We start from the raw sequence: 15026 nt of genomic DNA, 5'->3' as shown, positions 1-15026 counted from the left end.
TTATATTGCAGTGTTATCATCAAAAAACTGTCATGAGAGCTTATCCCCTGCTGATCCTGCCACTGTTATGCATCATTACGGCGGCCTGTAAAAAAGAAACTACCGGAATGCAACATGCATCGGGTTATAATGTGATTGATAAAATACTGGATGATTCCGTTCCAGTGCGTTTCAATGGAAAAGGTTACGCGGTCATTCATGTTAACGGACGGGAAGTGTACAACAGAAGTTACGGTGGTTATGACGGTAATACCCGTCAATTGATCGCCTCCTGTTCCAAATGGTTGTCTGGCGCCGTGTTGATGAGCCTTGTAGATGAAGGTAAACTAAAACTGTCTGATACCGTAGGTAAGTTTCTGCCGGTGTTCACGGCCAACGGGAAAGGCAGCATCACCATCGCGCAGCTGTTTTCCCATACTTCCGGCTTTCCCGGCAATTCCAGCCAGGGATATGAATCTAATCCGCTGCTGACGCTGGAAGCGGCGGTGGATGCCATCGGCCGGAATGTTCCGTTGCTTTATCCTCCGGGGAAAGTGTTTTATTATGGTGGCGTAAGTATGCAGGTAGCAGGACGTATCTGCGAAATAGTCAGTAGTAAAAGCTGGAAGGAAATATCCGCCGACAAAATTTTCACCCCCTGCGGGATGACCAGCACGGATTTCGGTCTCACAGCAAATCCCCTTATTGCAGGCGGCGCCCGCAGCACCCCGAATGACTATATGAAATTTCTGGATATGCTGGTCAACAAGGGCGTTACGCCAAATGGCACGCGTGTGCTCAGCGAAGCGGCAGTTGCCGCGATGGAAGGGGGCCAGATAAGCGGTACAACCGTAGGCTACACGCCTTATCCGCTGGCATGGCTTAACACGTCCGATTTTTACGGTATCGGCAACTGGCGCGACAACACCGGCGCCGGCGACATGGTCATCGAAAGCAGCAGCCCCGGCGCTTTCGGCAGTCATCCGTGGATCAACTACCCGAAAAAAACTACCGGCATCATTTTTACCTTTATTGCACAGGAAGGTTATCTCACGACGGCCCCCACCTGTTTAAAAGTGAGGAACGCAGTGAGAAGTATTGTGCCGTGATATTACTTGTTAACGGCCAGTTTCTTGACTGTTTCACGGGAGGGTAGCCTGTACCACTCTTTGGCGTATGGCTTCAGCAGATTGCTACCGGCTGCCGGTCCCCAGGTACCGGATTCGTAGAACTGTAATTGTTTGGAGGGCGATTTTTTCCAGGCGTCGAGAATAGGCATCACCACTTTCCAGGCTGCCTCCACCTGGTCGGCGCGCATGAAAAGGGTGGCATCACCGTGCAACACGTCCAGCAGCAGTGCTTCGTAAGCTTCCGGCAGGGATTCCGTATAGGCTTCCTGGTAAGTGAAGTCCATCTCTACCGGTACCAGTTTCATCTGCAGCCCGGGCACCTTGCTTTCAAACAACAGGCTGATTTCCAGCTCCGGCTGTATGCTGATGATCAGCCTGTTGGGAACGATATCGTCTTTGAAGATTTTATGCGGTGAGTCTTTGAACTGCACTACGATCACGGAAGACTGCCGCGTCATGGATTTGCCGGTACGGAGGAAAAAGGGAACACCTTCCCAGCGCGGGTTGTCGATCAGCATCTTCAGGGCGACGAATGTTTCTGTATTGGATTCAGGCGATACCTGTTCTTCCTGACGGTAAGCGATCCGTTGTACATCATCTACTTCACCAGCCGTATACTGCGCTCTCACCACATTCTTAAACACCTGTTGGGTGGTAAACGGCCGGATACTTTTCAGCACTTTGGTTTTGGCGTCGCGGATGGCTTCTGCCTTATAGGCGCCGGGGCATTCCATGGCCACAATGCACAACAACTGCAGCAGGTGGTTCTGGATCATATCGCGCAGGGCGCCGCTGGCGTCGTAGTAACCGCCGCGTTTGCCCACACTCACCTGTTCGGCTACACTGATTTGTATATGATCGATGTAGTTTTTATTCCACAATGGTTCAAATACGAAGTTGGCAAAGCGGAAAGCCATGATGTTCTGCACCGTTTCCTTACCCAGGTAATGATCAATACGATATACCTGTTTCTCTGAAAAACGTTTGGTGAGAAAGTGGTTCAGCTTCCTGGCGGTGGCCAGATCAGTGCCAAAAGGTTTCTCCACCACAATACGGTCATGCGTTTTGTTGCTGCACAACTTGCGGGTAGACAGCGCTTCTGCGATCACCTCTATGAACCGTGGCGCCACAGCGAAATAAAACATGCGGTTGCCCCGTTGTTTACTGCTCTTCTCAAAGTCCTCCACTTTTGTTTTCAGGGAGATGTAGGTCTCCTTTTTGGTAAAGTCTCCTTGCAGATAACTGATACGTGCGGCGAATCCGGCCCATTTTGACGGTTCCGCCTTGCCGTTACGGCTGAATTCATTCACACCGGACAGCAGATCGTTTTTAAATGCAGCTTCATCTACCGTCTGAAAGTCGACACAGAAGATCTCGAATAAAGCGGGCAGGTGGTTTTCTATAAACAGATTATACAGTGCGGGTATCAGCTTACGGCGGGTAAGATCTCCCCGGGCACCGAAAATCGTTATCGCGGCTGGATATGCTTTTTTAGGTTTCATATCCTGAAAATAACCCAATTTCAGTTAACCGGTGCAACAGTTTTACAGCGGGCAGGTTATCATTTTATTTATAAAAAAATATTCTAATTGACAGCTTATTTATTAAATAATTTTAAAATTAAACACTATCTTATGTGTCCATAACAACTTTCCCGCTCATGAAAACACGCGTTATTCTGTTAATGGCATATCTGCTGGGCAGTCTGGCCCTGACAGCGCAGCCATCCAACACATCCACCTTATCGAAAAAGACATTACAGGACAAGATCAAAGGCGGCTGGGCCGGGCAAACCATCGGGGTAACCTTTGGCGGTCCCTATGAGTTCCGGTTCAACGGCACTTACATCCAGGACTATCAGCCGCTGGAATGGCATAAAGGATATGTAAAAGAAGTGATGGACAGTTTTCCCGGGCTGTATGATGACCTGTACATGGACCTCACCTTCGTGGACGTCATGGAGCGCCACGGCCTCGACGCACCGGCAGACTCCTTTGCACAGGCGTTTGCCCATGCGGGTTATGTGTTGTGGCATGCCAACCAGGCCGCCCGTTACAACATCCTCAACGGCCTCCGCCCGCCTGCTTCCGGCCACTGGCAGCACAACATGCACGCCGATTGTATCGACTACCAGATAGAAGCTGATTACGCCGGCCTGATGAGCCCCGGCATGCCTAATGCCGCATCACAGATCAGCCACAAAATCGGGCACATCATGAACTATGGCAACGGCTGGTATGGCGGCGTGTATGTCGGCGCCATGTACTCACTCGCCTTCGTATCCAATGATATGCAACGGATCGTACGCGATGCGCTGCGTGTGATTCCCGCCCATACGCAATTCCATCGGTGCATGACCGACGTGATCCGCTGGCATCAGCAGTTCCCGGACGATTGGCACCGTACCTGGTTTGAACTGCAGAAGAAATGGTCGTCGGATATCAGCTGCCCCAGCGCCGTCTTCGACCCGCTGAATATCGATGCCACCATTAACTGTGCTTACGTGATCATGGGACTGCTGTATGGCAACGGCGACTATGCCAAAACGCTGGAGATCTCCACCCGCGCCGGCCAGGATGCTGACTGCAACCCTTCCACCGCCGGCGGTATCCTCGGCACCATGCTGGGATACGATAAAATTCCGCAAAAATGGAAAGACGGACTGGCAGGATCAGAAGACATCAATTTTAAGTATACCAGTATCTCCCTCAACAAAGCCTACGACATCAGCTATCGCCATGCGCTGGAAAACATCAAACGGCATGGAGGGAGAGAGCAGGGCGATAAAGTGGTCCTCCCCCTGCAAATACCGGAGCCGGTGGCCTTTGAAGAGAGTTTTCCGGGCCTCCTGCCGATTCATAAAAAAGAGTTTTATGTGAACGGGAACGACATCAGCCTTTCTTTTGAAGGCAACGGGTTTGTACTGAGCGGTCATGCAGCCAAAAAGAGGGAGGTGGCCGATCACGTCATTATCGCCACTGTCAGCATTGACGGTCAGGTGACAGACACCATCAGGATGCCGACCAACTACCTGGTGCGCAAAGACGAAATCTGCCACCGGCTGGACCTCCCGGCGGGCAAACATCTGATCAAAGTGCAGGTCATCAATCCGCATCCCGATTATGAACTACGTACAGGCTACTACGTTACCTTCCGCAGAAAATAAACTTACCCGCCGATTAACCGGGCGATGGCAAACGCACACCCCGCGGCAATAGTACCGATAACGGCTACACGAATGCCGCCGAGCAGAGGATTCAACCCTGTGAGGCGGCTTTTAAAATAGCCGAAGGCGAAGAGACACACGATGGTGATCATGGCAGATATCTTCAGTCCTTCTATCCCGTCGTCTACGAAGAAATAAGGCATCAGCGGTATCAGTCCGCCGATGATATAGGAAATGCCGATATTAAGCGCACTTTTCGTTGCCCTGCGGGCATCCGGTTTTTCCAGCCCCAGCTCATACTTCATCATAAAATCCGCCCAGCGGTCTTTGTCCGTGATCAGCTCCGCAGCTGCCTTCTGCTGTAGCTCCCGGCTCAGGCCCAGCTCCGCAAAGAACGTCTCCACCTCTTCCCGCTCCCGCTCCGGCACCGTTTCTATTTCTTCGTATTCCCGTTTCAGTTCACTGTTGTAATGGTCCTGCTCCGTTTTTCCGGCCAGGTAGCCTCCCAGCCCCATAGCGATGGAGCCCGCCGCTATTTCCGCCAGTCCGGCGATCACGATGAGGTTCACGTCCTTTACGGTGCCGCTGAGACCTGCCGCGAGGGCAAAGGGTACAGTGAGGCCGTCGGACATGCCGATCACAATATCACGTAACAGCTCGGAGCCGGTAAAATGTTTTTCCTGATGTGTCATAAAATGACGCTGTTTGAAGGTGCTGTAAATAGGGAGATATAGCGCAAAAATAAATTGTCCGCCCTAATTATTTACAGTAAATTTGAAATGCAGGCATGTACTTTCCTCCGTTGTATACCATCTGTACACGCCTTACACTTAAAAGTATCCCGTCGTTCAGGGACAATCCCCCGCCGCCTGATTTTTTATCCGGCATCAATTTCCAAATATGTTTATCTTTGGTCCCGATATCTCATTTATGAAAAAGGCCACTGCAATAATCCTCTTGTTGGTGTACCTGTTTGGCAGTACCGATGCCGGCCAGTTACTCAAGTTCCCTTTGCTGGTGGAGCATTTCAAAAAACATAAGCAGGAGAACGTTCAGATGACCCTGCTGACGTTCCTGAAACTGCACTATGTGGATGAGCAGCCTTTTGACGATGATTATCAGCAGGACATGCAGCTGCCGTTCAAAACACCGGACATTATCTGCATGACCCTTCATACCGTAATACCTCCAACGCCGGTCACCCTGTTTACTCCCGTGATAGAACTGCCCCGGGAGGATTACCTGATCATTAATGACGGACCTCCTCCCTGCCGGCTGCCGGACAACGTTTTCCAGCCTCCCAAATCCTTATCAGCGTCCTTGTCCTGATATAACTGAATGATGCAGGCTACCAGGCCCCGCTGCAGCGCTATGCGCTGCGGGAACGCCTTTTTTCCTCCTGCCTGAACCTTTTCTGTCCTCCCCGGGTTAAAAACCGGGAGTACAGCACTGTAATGGTGTTGCGGAAAAGCGCATCATTCTGCATTCGTCAATTCTTTAAAGTGTACGTTTTGTTAAACAGCATTATCCGTTTTTCCATTAAAAACAAGCTCATCATCGGCCTGTTTATACTGGCACTGATTGGATGGGGAAGCTATTCCGTTACCCAGCTGCCCATCGACGCGGTGCCCGACATCACCAATAACCAGGTGCTGGTCATTTCCTCCGCTCCCAGCCTGGGAGCGCCCGACGTAGAGCGATTTATTACCGTGCCTATCGAACAGGCCACCCGTAATATCCCCGGTATTATAGAACAACGCAGCTTCTCCCGTTTCGGACTAAGCCTGGTAACCATCGTCTTCAACGACCGGACAGATGTTTACTGGGCCAGGCAACAGGTAAGCGAGCGGCTGGTACAGGTACGCCAGCAAATACCGCCGGGCATGACGGAACCGGAGCTGGGCCCTGTGACCACCGGCCTGGGCGAGATATTCCAGTATGTGGTAAAACCTAAGCCCGGTTATGAAGGCAAATACGACCTCACCACGCTGCGTGACATACAGGACTGGACCGTCAGACGCCAGCTGCTGGGCACCGAAGGCGTGGCCGATGTCAGCTCTTTCGGCGGTACTGTCAAACAATATGAAGTGGCGGTCAACCCCGACAAACTGAAAAGCTATCAGATCACCATCTCCGATGTATTCCGCGCCCTGCAGGGAAACAACCAGAACACCGGCGGCGCCTACATCGAAAAAGGGCCAAACGTGTTGTTTATCCGCAGCGAAGGCCTCGTTCAGAACCAGGAAGACATCGGCAACATCGCCGTTAAAAGGATCGACAATGGCATCCCTGTCCTGGTCCGCGACGTAGCCGCCGTAAAAATCGGCACCGCCATCCGCTACGGCGCCGTGGTACTCAACGGCGAAAGCGAAGTAGCCGGCGCGGTGGTCATGATGCTGAAAGGAGAAAACAGCAATAAAGTCATCTCCAATATCAAAGAGAAGATCGCAGCCATCGAAAAAACACTACCGGAAGGCGTAGCCATAGAAGCTTTCCTCGACCGGACCAAAATGGTGGACAACGCCATCTCCACGGTGGAACGTAACCTGCTGGAAGGCGCCGCCATCGTGATCCTCGTGCTGGTCATCTTCATGGGCAATATCCGCGCAGGCCTGATCGTAGCCTCCGTCATACCGCTGTCCATGATGTTCGCCCTCATTATGATGAACCTGTTCGGCGTAAGCGGCAACCTGATGAGCCTTGGGGCGCTGGACTTCGGCCTGCTGGTAGACGGCGCCGTCATCATCATCGAAGCGGTGATGCATAAACTCACGCGGGGCGCCACGCTCAGCGGCGTCAGACAACTCACGCAGGAACAAATGGACGACGAAGTGGAATCCTCCGCCAAAACCATGATGAGCAGCGCGGCATTCGGTCAGGTGATCATCCTCATCGTATACCTGCCCATCCTATCCCTCCAGGGCATCGAAGGAAAAATGTTCCGCCCCATGGCCGAAACCGTATCCTTCGCCATCCTCGGCGCCTGCATCCTGTCACTCACCTACGTGCCCATGATGGGCGCCCTGTTCCTTAACAAAAAACTCAGCCATAAAGAGAGTTTCGCGGACAAAATGATGGAACGCATCAAACGCCTGTACGATCCCCTGCTGCAAAAAGCGCTGGGCATTCCCAAACTGGTCGTAGGCATAGCAGCACTGCTGCTGCTCGTGGCAGCGTTTATCCTTTCCCGCATGGGCGGCGAATTTATCCCGCAGCTGGAAGAAGGAGACTTTGCGGTCGACACCCGGATGCTGACAGGGTCCTCACTGACGACCACCATCAAAGGCACCAGCCAGGCGGCACAGGTGCTGCGCAGAAATTTTCCCGAAGTGGAGAAAGTCGTGATTAAAATAGGCTCAGGCGAGATACCCACCGACCCTATGCCGATGGAAGCGGCCGACCTCATGGTGATCCTCAAACCCAAACACCAGTGGACCAGCGCATCGTCCTTCCCGGAACTGGCAGGCAAAATGAGCAAAGCCCTGGAAGAAATACCAGGTATCACCACCGGCTTCCAGTTCCCCGTACAAATGCGCTTCAACGAACTGATGACCGGCGCCCGCCAGGACGTGGTCTGCAAAATATTCGGTGACGACCTCGATTCCCTGGCGGCTTATGCAGATAAAATCGGGGCGGTCATCAACACCGTCAAAGGGGCGAAAGACCTCTATGTGGAAACCGTGACCGGTATCCCGCAACTGGTGGTCAACTACAACCGGGAAGCCATCGCACGCTACGGCGCCTCCGTCAGTGATGTGAACAACACCATCCAGGCCGCCTATGCCGGCGCCTCTGCGGGACTGGTATTCGAAAACGACCGGCGCTACGACCTGGTGGTACGCATGAACGACGAACAGAAAAAAGACCTGGACGAAATGAACAATCTCCAGATAGGACTGCCCAACGGGGAACAGGTGCCCCTGCATGTACTCGCAGATATCAGCATAAAAGACGGCCCTTACCAGATACAACGCGAAGACGCCCGCCGCAGGATCACCGTCGGCTTCAACGTACGCGGCCGCGATGTACAGAGCATCGTAAAAGAACTGCAGGCCAAAGTAGGCAAACAGATCAAACTGCCTGCCGGTTATTATATCACCTACGGCGGACAGTATGAGAACCTGCAGCACGCTACCAAAAGGCTCAGTATAGCCCTGCCCGTTGCCCTGCTGCTGATATTCCTCATGCTGTTTTTCGCCTTCCGCAAAATGAAATACTGCCTGCTGATATTCTCCGCCATTCCCTTGTCGGCCATTGGCGGCGTATTCACGCTGTGGCTGCGCGGCATGCCATTCAGCATCTCCGCCGGCATCGGTTTTATCGCCCTGTTCGGCGTGGCAGTATTAAACGGGATCGTGTTAATCGGAGAAATGAACCAGTTAAAAAACAGTGGTATGACCAACATCCGGCAAATCATCATACAGGCTACTCACGACCGGTTAAGGCCCGTACTGATGACCGCCACCGTGGCCTCTCTCGGATTCCTGCCCATGGCGCTGAGCAACGGCGCCGGCGCTGAAGTGCAACGCCCGCTGGCCACCGTTGTGATCGGCGGACTGATCACCGCTACGCTGCTCACACTGGTGGTGCTTCCCGCACTCTTTTTATTATTTGAAGAAGGATGGAAAAAACCGAAGCCCGCCGCCCTGATGATACTCCTGCTCATCGCCGCGCCATCCCTGTTGAAGGCACAGGCGGCCCGCCCGCTGACGTTACAGCAGGCCCTTCAGACCGCACAGCAACAAAACCTGCAACTGAAGCTCAACCACCAACAGGCAGCCTACTACGAAGCCATCACCCGCAGCAGCACCGATCTGCCCAAAACCTCACTGGCAGCAGAGTTTGGCAGTGTAAACAGCGCCGCTTTCGATCATAAATTCACCCTGTCGCAAGGCTTCTCATTCCCCACTGTCTACAAACGGCAACGGCAGGTATATGAGGGCGAATGGCAACAGGCCAAACTGCAAACCGCGCTGCAACAGGCGGAAGTGGCCCGCCTCGTCAAACTGGCGTACCTCCAGCTGCAATTCCTGAAAGCCAAGAAAACGCTGCTGCAAAAAACTGACAGCATCCTGTCCAGCTATTCCAAAGTGGCCAAAATTCGCTATGAGAACGGCGAGAGCAATCTCCTCGAAAAAGCTACGCTCGACAACCAGGCGCAACAAGCCCGCATACAGCTCGACATGGTGCAGGCAGACCAGAAAACAGCCATCGCCCAGCTGGGCATGCTGCTGCATGAAACGACTACCGACATCGACCCGGTAGACAGTCTCTCCAACGCAGTAGTATTGTTTGACAGCACCACACTGCAACAACATCCCTTCCTGCGTGCCTACCAGCAGCAACAGGAGGTGGCCAGCAGCAAAACACAACTGGAAAAAGCAAAACTGCTGCCCGACTGGTCCCTCGGTTATACCAACCAGTCCTTCATCGGATGGCAGTCCGATAAAAACAACGTGGAACGCTACTACGGCGGCGGACACCGGTTCTCCGCCGCGCAGATAGGGATTGGCATCCCTATCTTCACATCGGCACAAAAAGCGCGTATAAAGGCCGCGCAACAAATGCAGGCCAGCACCGCTATCGCCACAGAACTGGCCGCTGTACAGCTTCGCACCCAGCTCGAACAAAACTGGAACGACTATCAGAAATACCAGCAGGCCATCCGCTACTATCAGCAGTCGGCCCTCAAACAATCTGACATCATCATACAGACTGCCAATATCAGCTATAAAAACGGCGAAATAGGGTACATCGAATGGAGTACCCTCATCAGCAACGCCATAGCCCTGCAAAGCCAGTACATCGATGTTTTAAAGGAACTGAACACCCGGAAAACAGAACTGGAGTACTTATTACAATTCAATCAGCAATAACATGCGGAAAATATTCATATACATCGCCGTCACCAGCTTCTTATACGCCTGTAACAACAAACCGGCAGCAGAAAAAACAACCGCCGAAAGCCAGCCGGCGCCGGACAACAATACCGTCACCCTGGACAGCGTCCAGAAAAAAAATGCCGGCATCGTGCTGGACAGCGCACGGACCGTTAATATGCATGCGACCCTGCGCGCCACCGGCATGGTGGACGTGCCTCCGCAAAATCTCATCTCTATCAGTTTCCCTATGGGCGGTTACCTGAAAAGCACGCGGCTGCTGCCCGGCAGCCAGGTGGCCAAGGGTGAAATCATCGGCACCATGGAAGACCAGAGCTACGTGCAACTGCAACAGGAATACCTGACCGCCAAAGCCAACATGGAATACCTGTCGGCCGACATGGACCGGCAACGGACCCTCAGCGAGGCAGACGCTATCAGCAAAAAAAGATACCAGCAGGTACTCAACGAATATAAAACCGCGCAGGTCACCCTGAAAGCAGTAGGTGAAAAACTGCGGATCATCAACATCAACCCGGATAAACTGACGGTGGGCAGCATCTCCCGCACAGCGCCCATCTATTCTCCCATCAATGGCTACGTAACGAAAGTCAATGTTAACATCGGCCGTTATGTGATGCCGTCTGATGTGCTGTTTGAACTGGTGAACCCGGAAGACATCCACGCCGCCATTACCGTGTTTGAGAAAGACATCCCTGCCTTCCGTAAAGGGCTTCAGGGTAAAGTGACGCTGGTAGACAGACCCGACAAAGTGTACGATATAGAGACCATCCTCGTCACCAAAAATATCAGCGACAACCGCAGCGGCCTGATTCACTGCCATTTTGAAAATCCGGGGCATGACCTGTTACCGGGTATGTTCCTCAACGCAACGTTTGAAATGGACAACCAGCAGGCGCTCACCGTACCGGAAGAAGCCGTGGTGCGTTATATGGGCAAGGAGTATGTGTTTGTTACCAAAGATGGCAACAGCTTCACACTGACGCCGGTCAATGCCGGCCTGAAAGAAAATAACAGGATACAATTGTTGCCTGGCGGGAAAGATCTCCGCAACGAAAAGATTGTAACGACGGGCGCCTATGCGTTATTAGGCAAACTGAAAAATACCGCCGGAGAAGAAGAGTAGTTGATATAGCTATTTGAACATTTAGCCATTTAACAATTAAATGGCTAAATGTTCAATCATTCAAGATCAGCGAAGTAACGCATCCAGCGGATAGTCTTTACCAGCCTCGGTATTGAGCACTACGATCTGATCGCGGTAACGCACCTGGCAACCGCCGCCTTTGGTGGCATGGAGGGTAGCAGCCGCCAGTTTCTCTTCCTTCCACGAGATATTTACCACAAAACCACCCCGGGCACAGAGCCCGTTGACCATACCATTTTTCCATGCTGCAGGCAGCGCCGGCAGCAGCGTGATCATGCTTTCATGGCTTTGCAGCAGCATTTCGGCAATGCCGGCCGTTGCCCCAAAATTACCATCTATCTGAAAAGGTGGATGCAGGTTGAACAGGTTGTAAGCGGATTTATCCGCCAGGATGATGTTAAACGCCTTTAATGCTTCCGGTCCGTTTTTCAGGCGCGCCCACATGTTGGTCACCCAGGCGGCGCTCCATCCTGTTTGCGCACCACCGTGTTGCAGACGGTACTCGATCGATTTACGGGCGGCATTCAAATATTGCGGCGTCTGGGTTTCATTGAAAGCATTACCCGGGTAAAGGGCGTATAAATGCGACATATGACGATGCCCCGGTTCTTTTTCCGGGTAAGGTTTCGCCCACTCCAGCACCCGCCCGTCTTCTCCTATCTGCGGTTGCAACAGGTTGTTTTTGGCGTCGCGCAGTTTGTCCAGGAAAGGGTCTGTCTGTTGCAGCACCTCTGCGGCCTGTAGTACGTTGGTGAACAATTCCTGTATGACTTCCTGGTCGTGGGAAGGTCCCATGCTGATGGTACCATTGCTGCCATCGGGCGCTTCAAAGGCGTTTTCCGGCGACGATGCCGGTCCGGACACCAGTTTGCCTGTCACCGGATCTTTCACCAGCCAGCCCATATAAAAACGGGCCACCTCGCGCAGCGTAGGATATACTTTGCGCAGGTAAGCGGAGTCGCGGGTAAAAGCGAAATGCTCCCAGAGATGCTCGCAGATCCATCCGCTGGAACCGGCGGTAAGTCCCCAGGACGGATGCTCTCCGGGAGAAGTAAAGCCCCATACGTTCACAATGGGACCGATGCACCAGCCGGCGCCGCCAAACTGTACGGCGGCTGAGCGGGTAGCCGGTTTTTCCAGGCGCTGAATAAAATTGGTGAGTGACAGATGCAGCTCGCCGAGGTTCGTCACCTCCGCCGGCCAGTAGTTCATCTGCACGTTGATATCGGTATGATAGTCGCCGTTCCAGGGCGCCAGCGTCTTATTGCCCCAGATACCCTGCAGATTGGCCGGCAGCGTGTTTTTACGGGCAGAGGAGATCAGCAGGTAACGGCCGTATTGAAAATATAATTCGGTCAGATGGTTATCGTTGCCGGTTTCTTTGATGCGTTGCAGCCGTACATCGGTAGGAACATCATCAGCAGTATCATCAGCCAGCTGCAAAGCTACGCGGTTGTACAGGCGTTGATAGTCTTTTACATGCGCCTGTTTCAGCTGGGTGTAAGACTGTGAGGTGGCGGTCCGCAGCGCTTTGGCGGTCAGGCCTTTAAAATCACGGCCTTTAAAAACGGGGTAGTTGGGCAGGTAATCGGTGGAAGCTGCAAGGTACAGTATCACTTCATCAGCGCCTTTTACGGTTAGCTGATTGCCGGAGTAGGTTATCTGTCCGCCTTTGTTGCGGGCTTGCAAACGGGCCATATATTTCATCCCGTCGCCGCCTTTTCCGTTGTTCAGCGCGCCGGACATCACCAGTTCATTGGCGGTGGCTTTCGTGGTAAACCGTTCGGGACGGTCCATGGTGGCGGAGAAGCTGATGGCGCCTTTTTTATCGGCTGACAGTTTAACGGCCAGCACATTGGCCGGCGCACTCACAAAATACTCACGGGTATAATGTACGCCGTCCTGTTCGTAGCTAACGCGCACGATGGCGTCGTCCAGCTGCAGGCTGCGCTGGTAGCCCGCGCAGCGGCTGCTTTTGCCGAAATCCAGGCGCAGGTCGCCCAACGTCTGGAAGGAGCCGAAGGGCACCTTGGAGCCATCGCCATGACCGGAGCCGGCGCCTTTGCATATCTGTGTTTTATTGGTAAGCTCAGTGGCTTCTTTGAACTTGCCCTGGAACAGGAGGTTCCGTATTTCCGGGAGATATTTGGCTGCCTCGGGATTATCGTTGTCTGCCTGGCTGCCGTTCCACAAAGTCTTTTCATTGAGTTGTATCCGTTCCTGGTTGACATCGCCGAATACCATGGCGCCGATATTACCATTGCCAATGGGCAGGGCCTGCAGCCATGCCGGATCATCTTTCCAGGGAGAAGTGCCATCTTTCGCGGTAGCGCTGGCGGGGGACGTATACCACAGCTTCATGGAGCGTTGCTGTGCAAATGCTGTGGCGGTGGTTGCTGCCGCCAACAGACAGGTGATGAGGTATTTCATATGCGCTGCTGTTTACATGCTATGGACGAAAGATAATAATATTATTGGCTGTCCGTATACCTTTCAGCAGATCTTAACAGGCACTGATCGTATTTTAATAGAGAGTAACGGTATTTTAACTTTTTTCCGCCGTTTCTATGATTTAAATTAATAGTCAGAAAGGTTGATTATGGCAAATGAGAACAACAAGTCACCCCATATCCTCAACACCTCCAGTAATCTGTTGGGGTTCTGCCTGATCGTGCTCACTTCTATTAAAGTGGCGCATTTTAATCAGGTCACGATCATTGATGATACTACGGGAATTGCGGCGATCCTGCTAACGGGGAGTTGTCTGCTGTCTTTTCTGTCGATGCGCTCGAAGGAGCGGCGGAGAAGTGAAAAGCTGGAGGAAGCTGCAGATTACATCTTCCTCCTGTCTTTGGTATGTATTAGTGTAACGATCATCATCGTTTCTTTCAACCTGTTGGCTTAACAGGGTGATTATTTGTTTTTAATACGGTAAGAATAACCCAGTACCACTACACCTGCGCCGGTATTGTTTTCACCGTTTTTGGTGTCTTTCTGGATTTTTACGAAACCGTAGTTGCCACCGCCTTCGATGAAGATGGCGCTTCTGCTGTTAACATGATATGCCAGACCTACGTGACCCGAGATACCGAAATTGGCTTTCTTCAGGTCATTTTTGATATCCTGGGTGTTGTCAAAGCTCTGTGCAGGCAATTGCAATGGCTTGGTGTGGGCTTCATCAGCGTAAATAGGGCTGGTACCACTTGTTTCGTTCTTACCATTCAGCAGAAAACTAACAAAAGGACCGGCAGCTACATACAGGTCCCATTTAGGACTGAAACCGAAATGGTATTTTGCCAGTACCGGTACCATCAGATAGTTGAACTTGGCTTCGCTCTTATAATCTGCATACAGATAAGGAGGCACTGGCTGCTGGGTAGCCTGAAAATATTGCAGTAGCTGCCCTTGAGGCACAAATCCCTGGTTACCGTCTTTTTTACCACCCTGTGAAGAGTACCTCAGCTCAGGCTGGATGGAAAAACGTTTGGTGAGGTAAAATTCTGCATGTATGCCTGCGTCCAGCCCCAGCCTGGAGCTCCAGCCGCTATTGATTGGATTGGAAGAACTGCCGGATGTCAGATTAGGGATACTTAAACCAGCCTTCGCACCGAGGTCTATTTGTGCTTTCGCCATGAAGGGACACAGCGCAGCAGCTGCGATAACGGCAACGGCTAAACGTAATTTTTTCATAAGGTTTTGTTTGT

10 protein-coding genes are annotated in these 15026 nt (G+C 52.3%); 6 read left to right on the top strand and 4 right to left on the bottom strand.

Translation table 11 applies throughout. From position 1 onward, the window contains the following. The first annotated feature begins 32 nt into the window (after window positions 1-32). Window positions 33-1088, top strand: a complete 1056-nt coding sequence (locus tag B5D63_RS04440) for a serine hydrolase domain-containing protein (RefSeq protein WP_159455882.1) — start codon at window positions 33-35, stop codon at window positions 1086-1088. A gap of 2 nt (window positions 1089-1090) precedes the next feature. Here B5D63_RS04440 and zwf read toward each other — a convergent pair whose 3' ends face one another. Next, entirely contained in the window at window positions 1091-2611 is a 1521-nt protein-coding gene (gene zwf / locus B5D63_RS04435) for a glucose-6-phosphate dehydrogenase (protein WP_078668539.1), read from the bottom strand. 158 nt (window positions 2612-2769) lie between these two features. On the opposite strand from zwf, the gene B5D63_RS04430 reads away from it, so the two are divergent. Beyond that, window positions 2770-4275, top strand: coding sequence for an ADP-ribosylglycohydrolase family protein (locus tag B5D63_RS04430; protein ID WP_078667536.1), 1506 nt, complete (start codon window positions 2770-2772; stop codon window positions 4273-4275). Between the two features lie 2 nt (window positions 4276-4277). On the opposite strand, the gene B5D63_RS04425 is transcribed toward B5D63_RS04430, so the two are convergent. Next, complete coding sequence (locus tag B5D63_RS04425) at window positions 4278-4967, bottom strand: VIT1/CCC1 transporter family protein (RefSeq protein ID WP_078667535.1); 690 nt, start codon at window positions 4965-4967, stop codon at window positions 4278-4280. 238 nt (window positions 4968-5205) lie between these two features. Here B5D63_RS04425 and B5D63_RS04420 point away from each other — a divergent pair, with 238 nt between their 5' ends. From B5D63_RS04420 to B5D63_RS04410, 3 genes are all read left to right on the top strand, one after another. Continuing rightward, window positions 5206-5604, top strand: a complete 399-nt coding sequence (locus B5D63_RS04420) for a hypothetical protein (protein WP_143312760.1) — start codon at window positions 5206-5208, stop codon at window positions 5602-5604. A 182-nt stretch (window positions 5605-5786) separates the two neighbouring features. After that, the gene (locus B5D63_RS04415; RefSeq protein ID WP_078667533.1) at window positions 5787-10151 is read left to right on the top strand and encodes a CusA/CzcA family heavy metal efflux RND transporter; all 4365 of its coding nucleotides are present in this window, start codon (window positions 5787-5789) and stop codon (window positions 10149-10151) included. Window position 10152: 1 nt separating this feature from the next. Further along, the gene (locus B5D63_RS04410; RefSeq protein WP_078667532.1) at window positions 10153-11301 is read left to right on the top strand and encodes an efflux RND transporter periplasmic adaptor subunit; all 1149 of its coding nucleotides are present in this window, start codon (window positions 10153-10155) and stop codon (window positions 11299-11301) included. Between the two features lie 66 nt (window positions 11302-11367). On the opposite strand, the gene B5D63_RS04405 is transcribed toward B5D63_RS04410, so the two are convergent. After that, window positions 11368-13752: a glycoside hydrolase family 95 protein gene (locus B5D63_RS04405; protein WP_078667531.1), complete on the bottom strand. Its 2385-nt coding sequence runs from the start codon at window positions 13750-13752 to the stop codon at window positions 11368-11370. A 169-nt stretch (window positions 13753-13921) separates the two neighbouring features. Here B5D63_RS04405 and B5D63_RS04400 point away from each other — a divergent pair, with 169 nt between their 5' ends. Continuing rightward, window positions 13922-14227: a hypothetical protein gene (locus B5D63_RS04400; protein WP_078667530.1), complete on the top strand. Its 306-nt coding sequence runs from the start codon at window positions 13922-13924 to the stop codon at window positions 14225-14227. Window positions 14228-14235: 8 nt separating this feature from the next. Here B5D63_RS04400 and B5D63_RS04395 read toward each other — a convergent pair whose 3' ends face one another. After that, the gene (locus tag B5D63_RS04395) at window positions 14236-15012 is read right to left on the bottom strand and encodes a porin family protein (RefSeq protein WP_078667529.1); all 777 of its coding nucleotides are present in this window, start codon (window positions 15010-15012) and stop codon (window positions 14236-14238) included. Between the last annotated feature and the right edge of the window lie 14 nt (window positions 15013-15026).

The organism is Chitinophaga eiseniae, from assembly GCF_900167135.1.
GTDB lineage: Bacteria > Bacteroidota > Bacteroidia > Chitinophagales > Chitinophagaceae > Chitinophaga > Chitinophaga eiseniae.
Note: the sequence above shows the minus strand (reverse complement) of the source record. Positions and strands in the feature narration are given on the sequence as shown.

Bases quoted from the DNA above. Each gene is read 5' to 3' on its own strand.
- B5D63_RS04395 (WP_078667529.1), bottom strand. From the start codon at position 15,012: ATGAAAAAATTACGTTTAGCCGTTGCCGTTATCGCAGCTGCTGCGCTG.
- B5D63_RS04430 (WP_078667536.1), top strand. From the start codon at position 2,770: ATGAAAACACGCGTTATTCTGTTAATGGCATATCTGCTGGGCAGTCTG.
- B5D63_RS04405 (WP_078667531.1), bottom strand. From the start codon at position 13,752: ATGAAATACCTCATCACCTGTCTGTTGGCGGCAGCAACCACCGCCACA.
- B5D63_RS04425 (WP_078667535.1), bottom strand. From the start codon at position 4,967: ATGACACATCAGGAAAAACATTTTACCGGCTCCGAGCTGTTACGTGAT.
- B5D63_RS04440 (WP_159455882.1), top strand. From the start codon at position 33: ATGAGAGCTTATCCCCTGCTGATCCTGCCACTGTTATGCATCATTACG.
- B5D63_RS04400 (WP_078667530.1), top strand. From the start codon at position 13,922: ATGGCAAATGAGAACAACAAGTCACCCCATATCCTCAACACCTCCAGT.
- B5D63_RS04410 (WP_078667532.1), top strand. From the start codon at position 10,153: ATGCGGAAAATATTCATATACATCGCCGTCACCAGCTTCTTATACGCC.
- zwf (WP_078668539.1), bottom strand. From the start codon at position 2,611: ATGAAACCTAAAAAAGCATATCCAGCCGCGATAACGATTTTCGGTGCC.
- B5D63_RS04420 (WP_143312760.1), top strand. From the start codon at position 5,206: ATGAAAAAGGCCACTGCAATAATCCTCTTGTTGGTGTACCTGTTTGGC.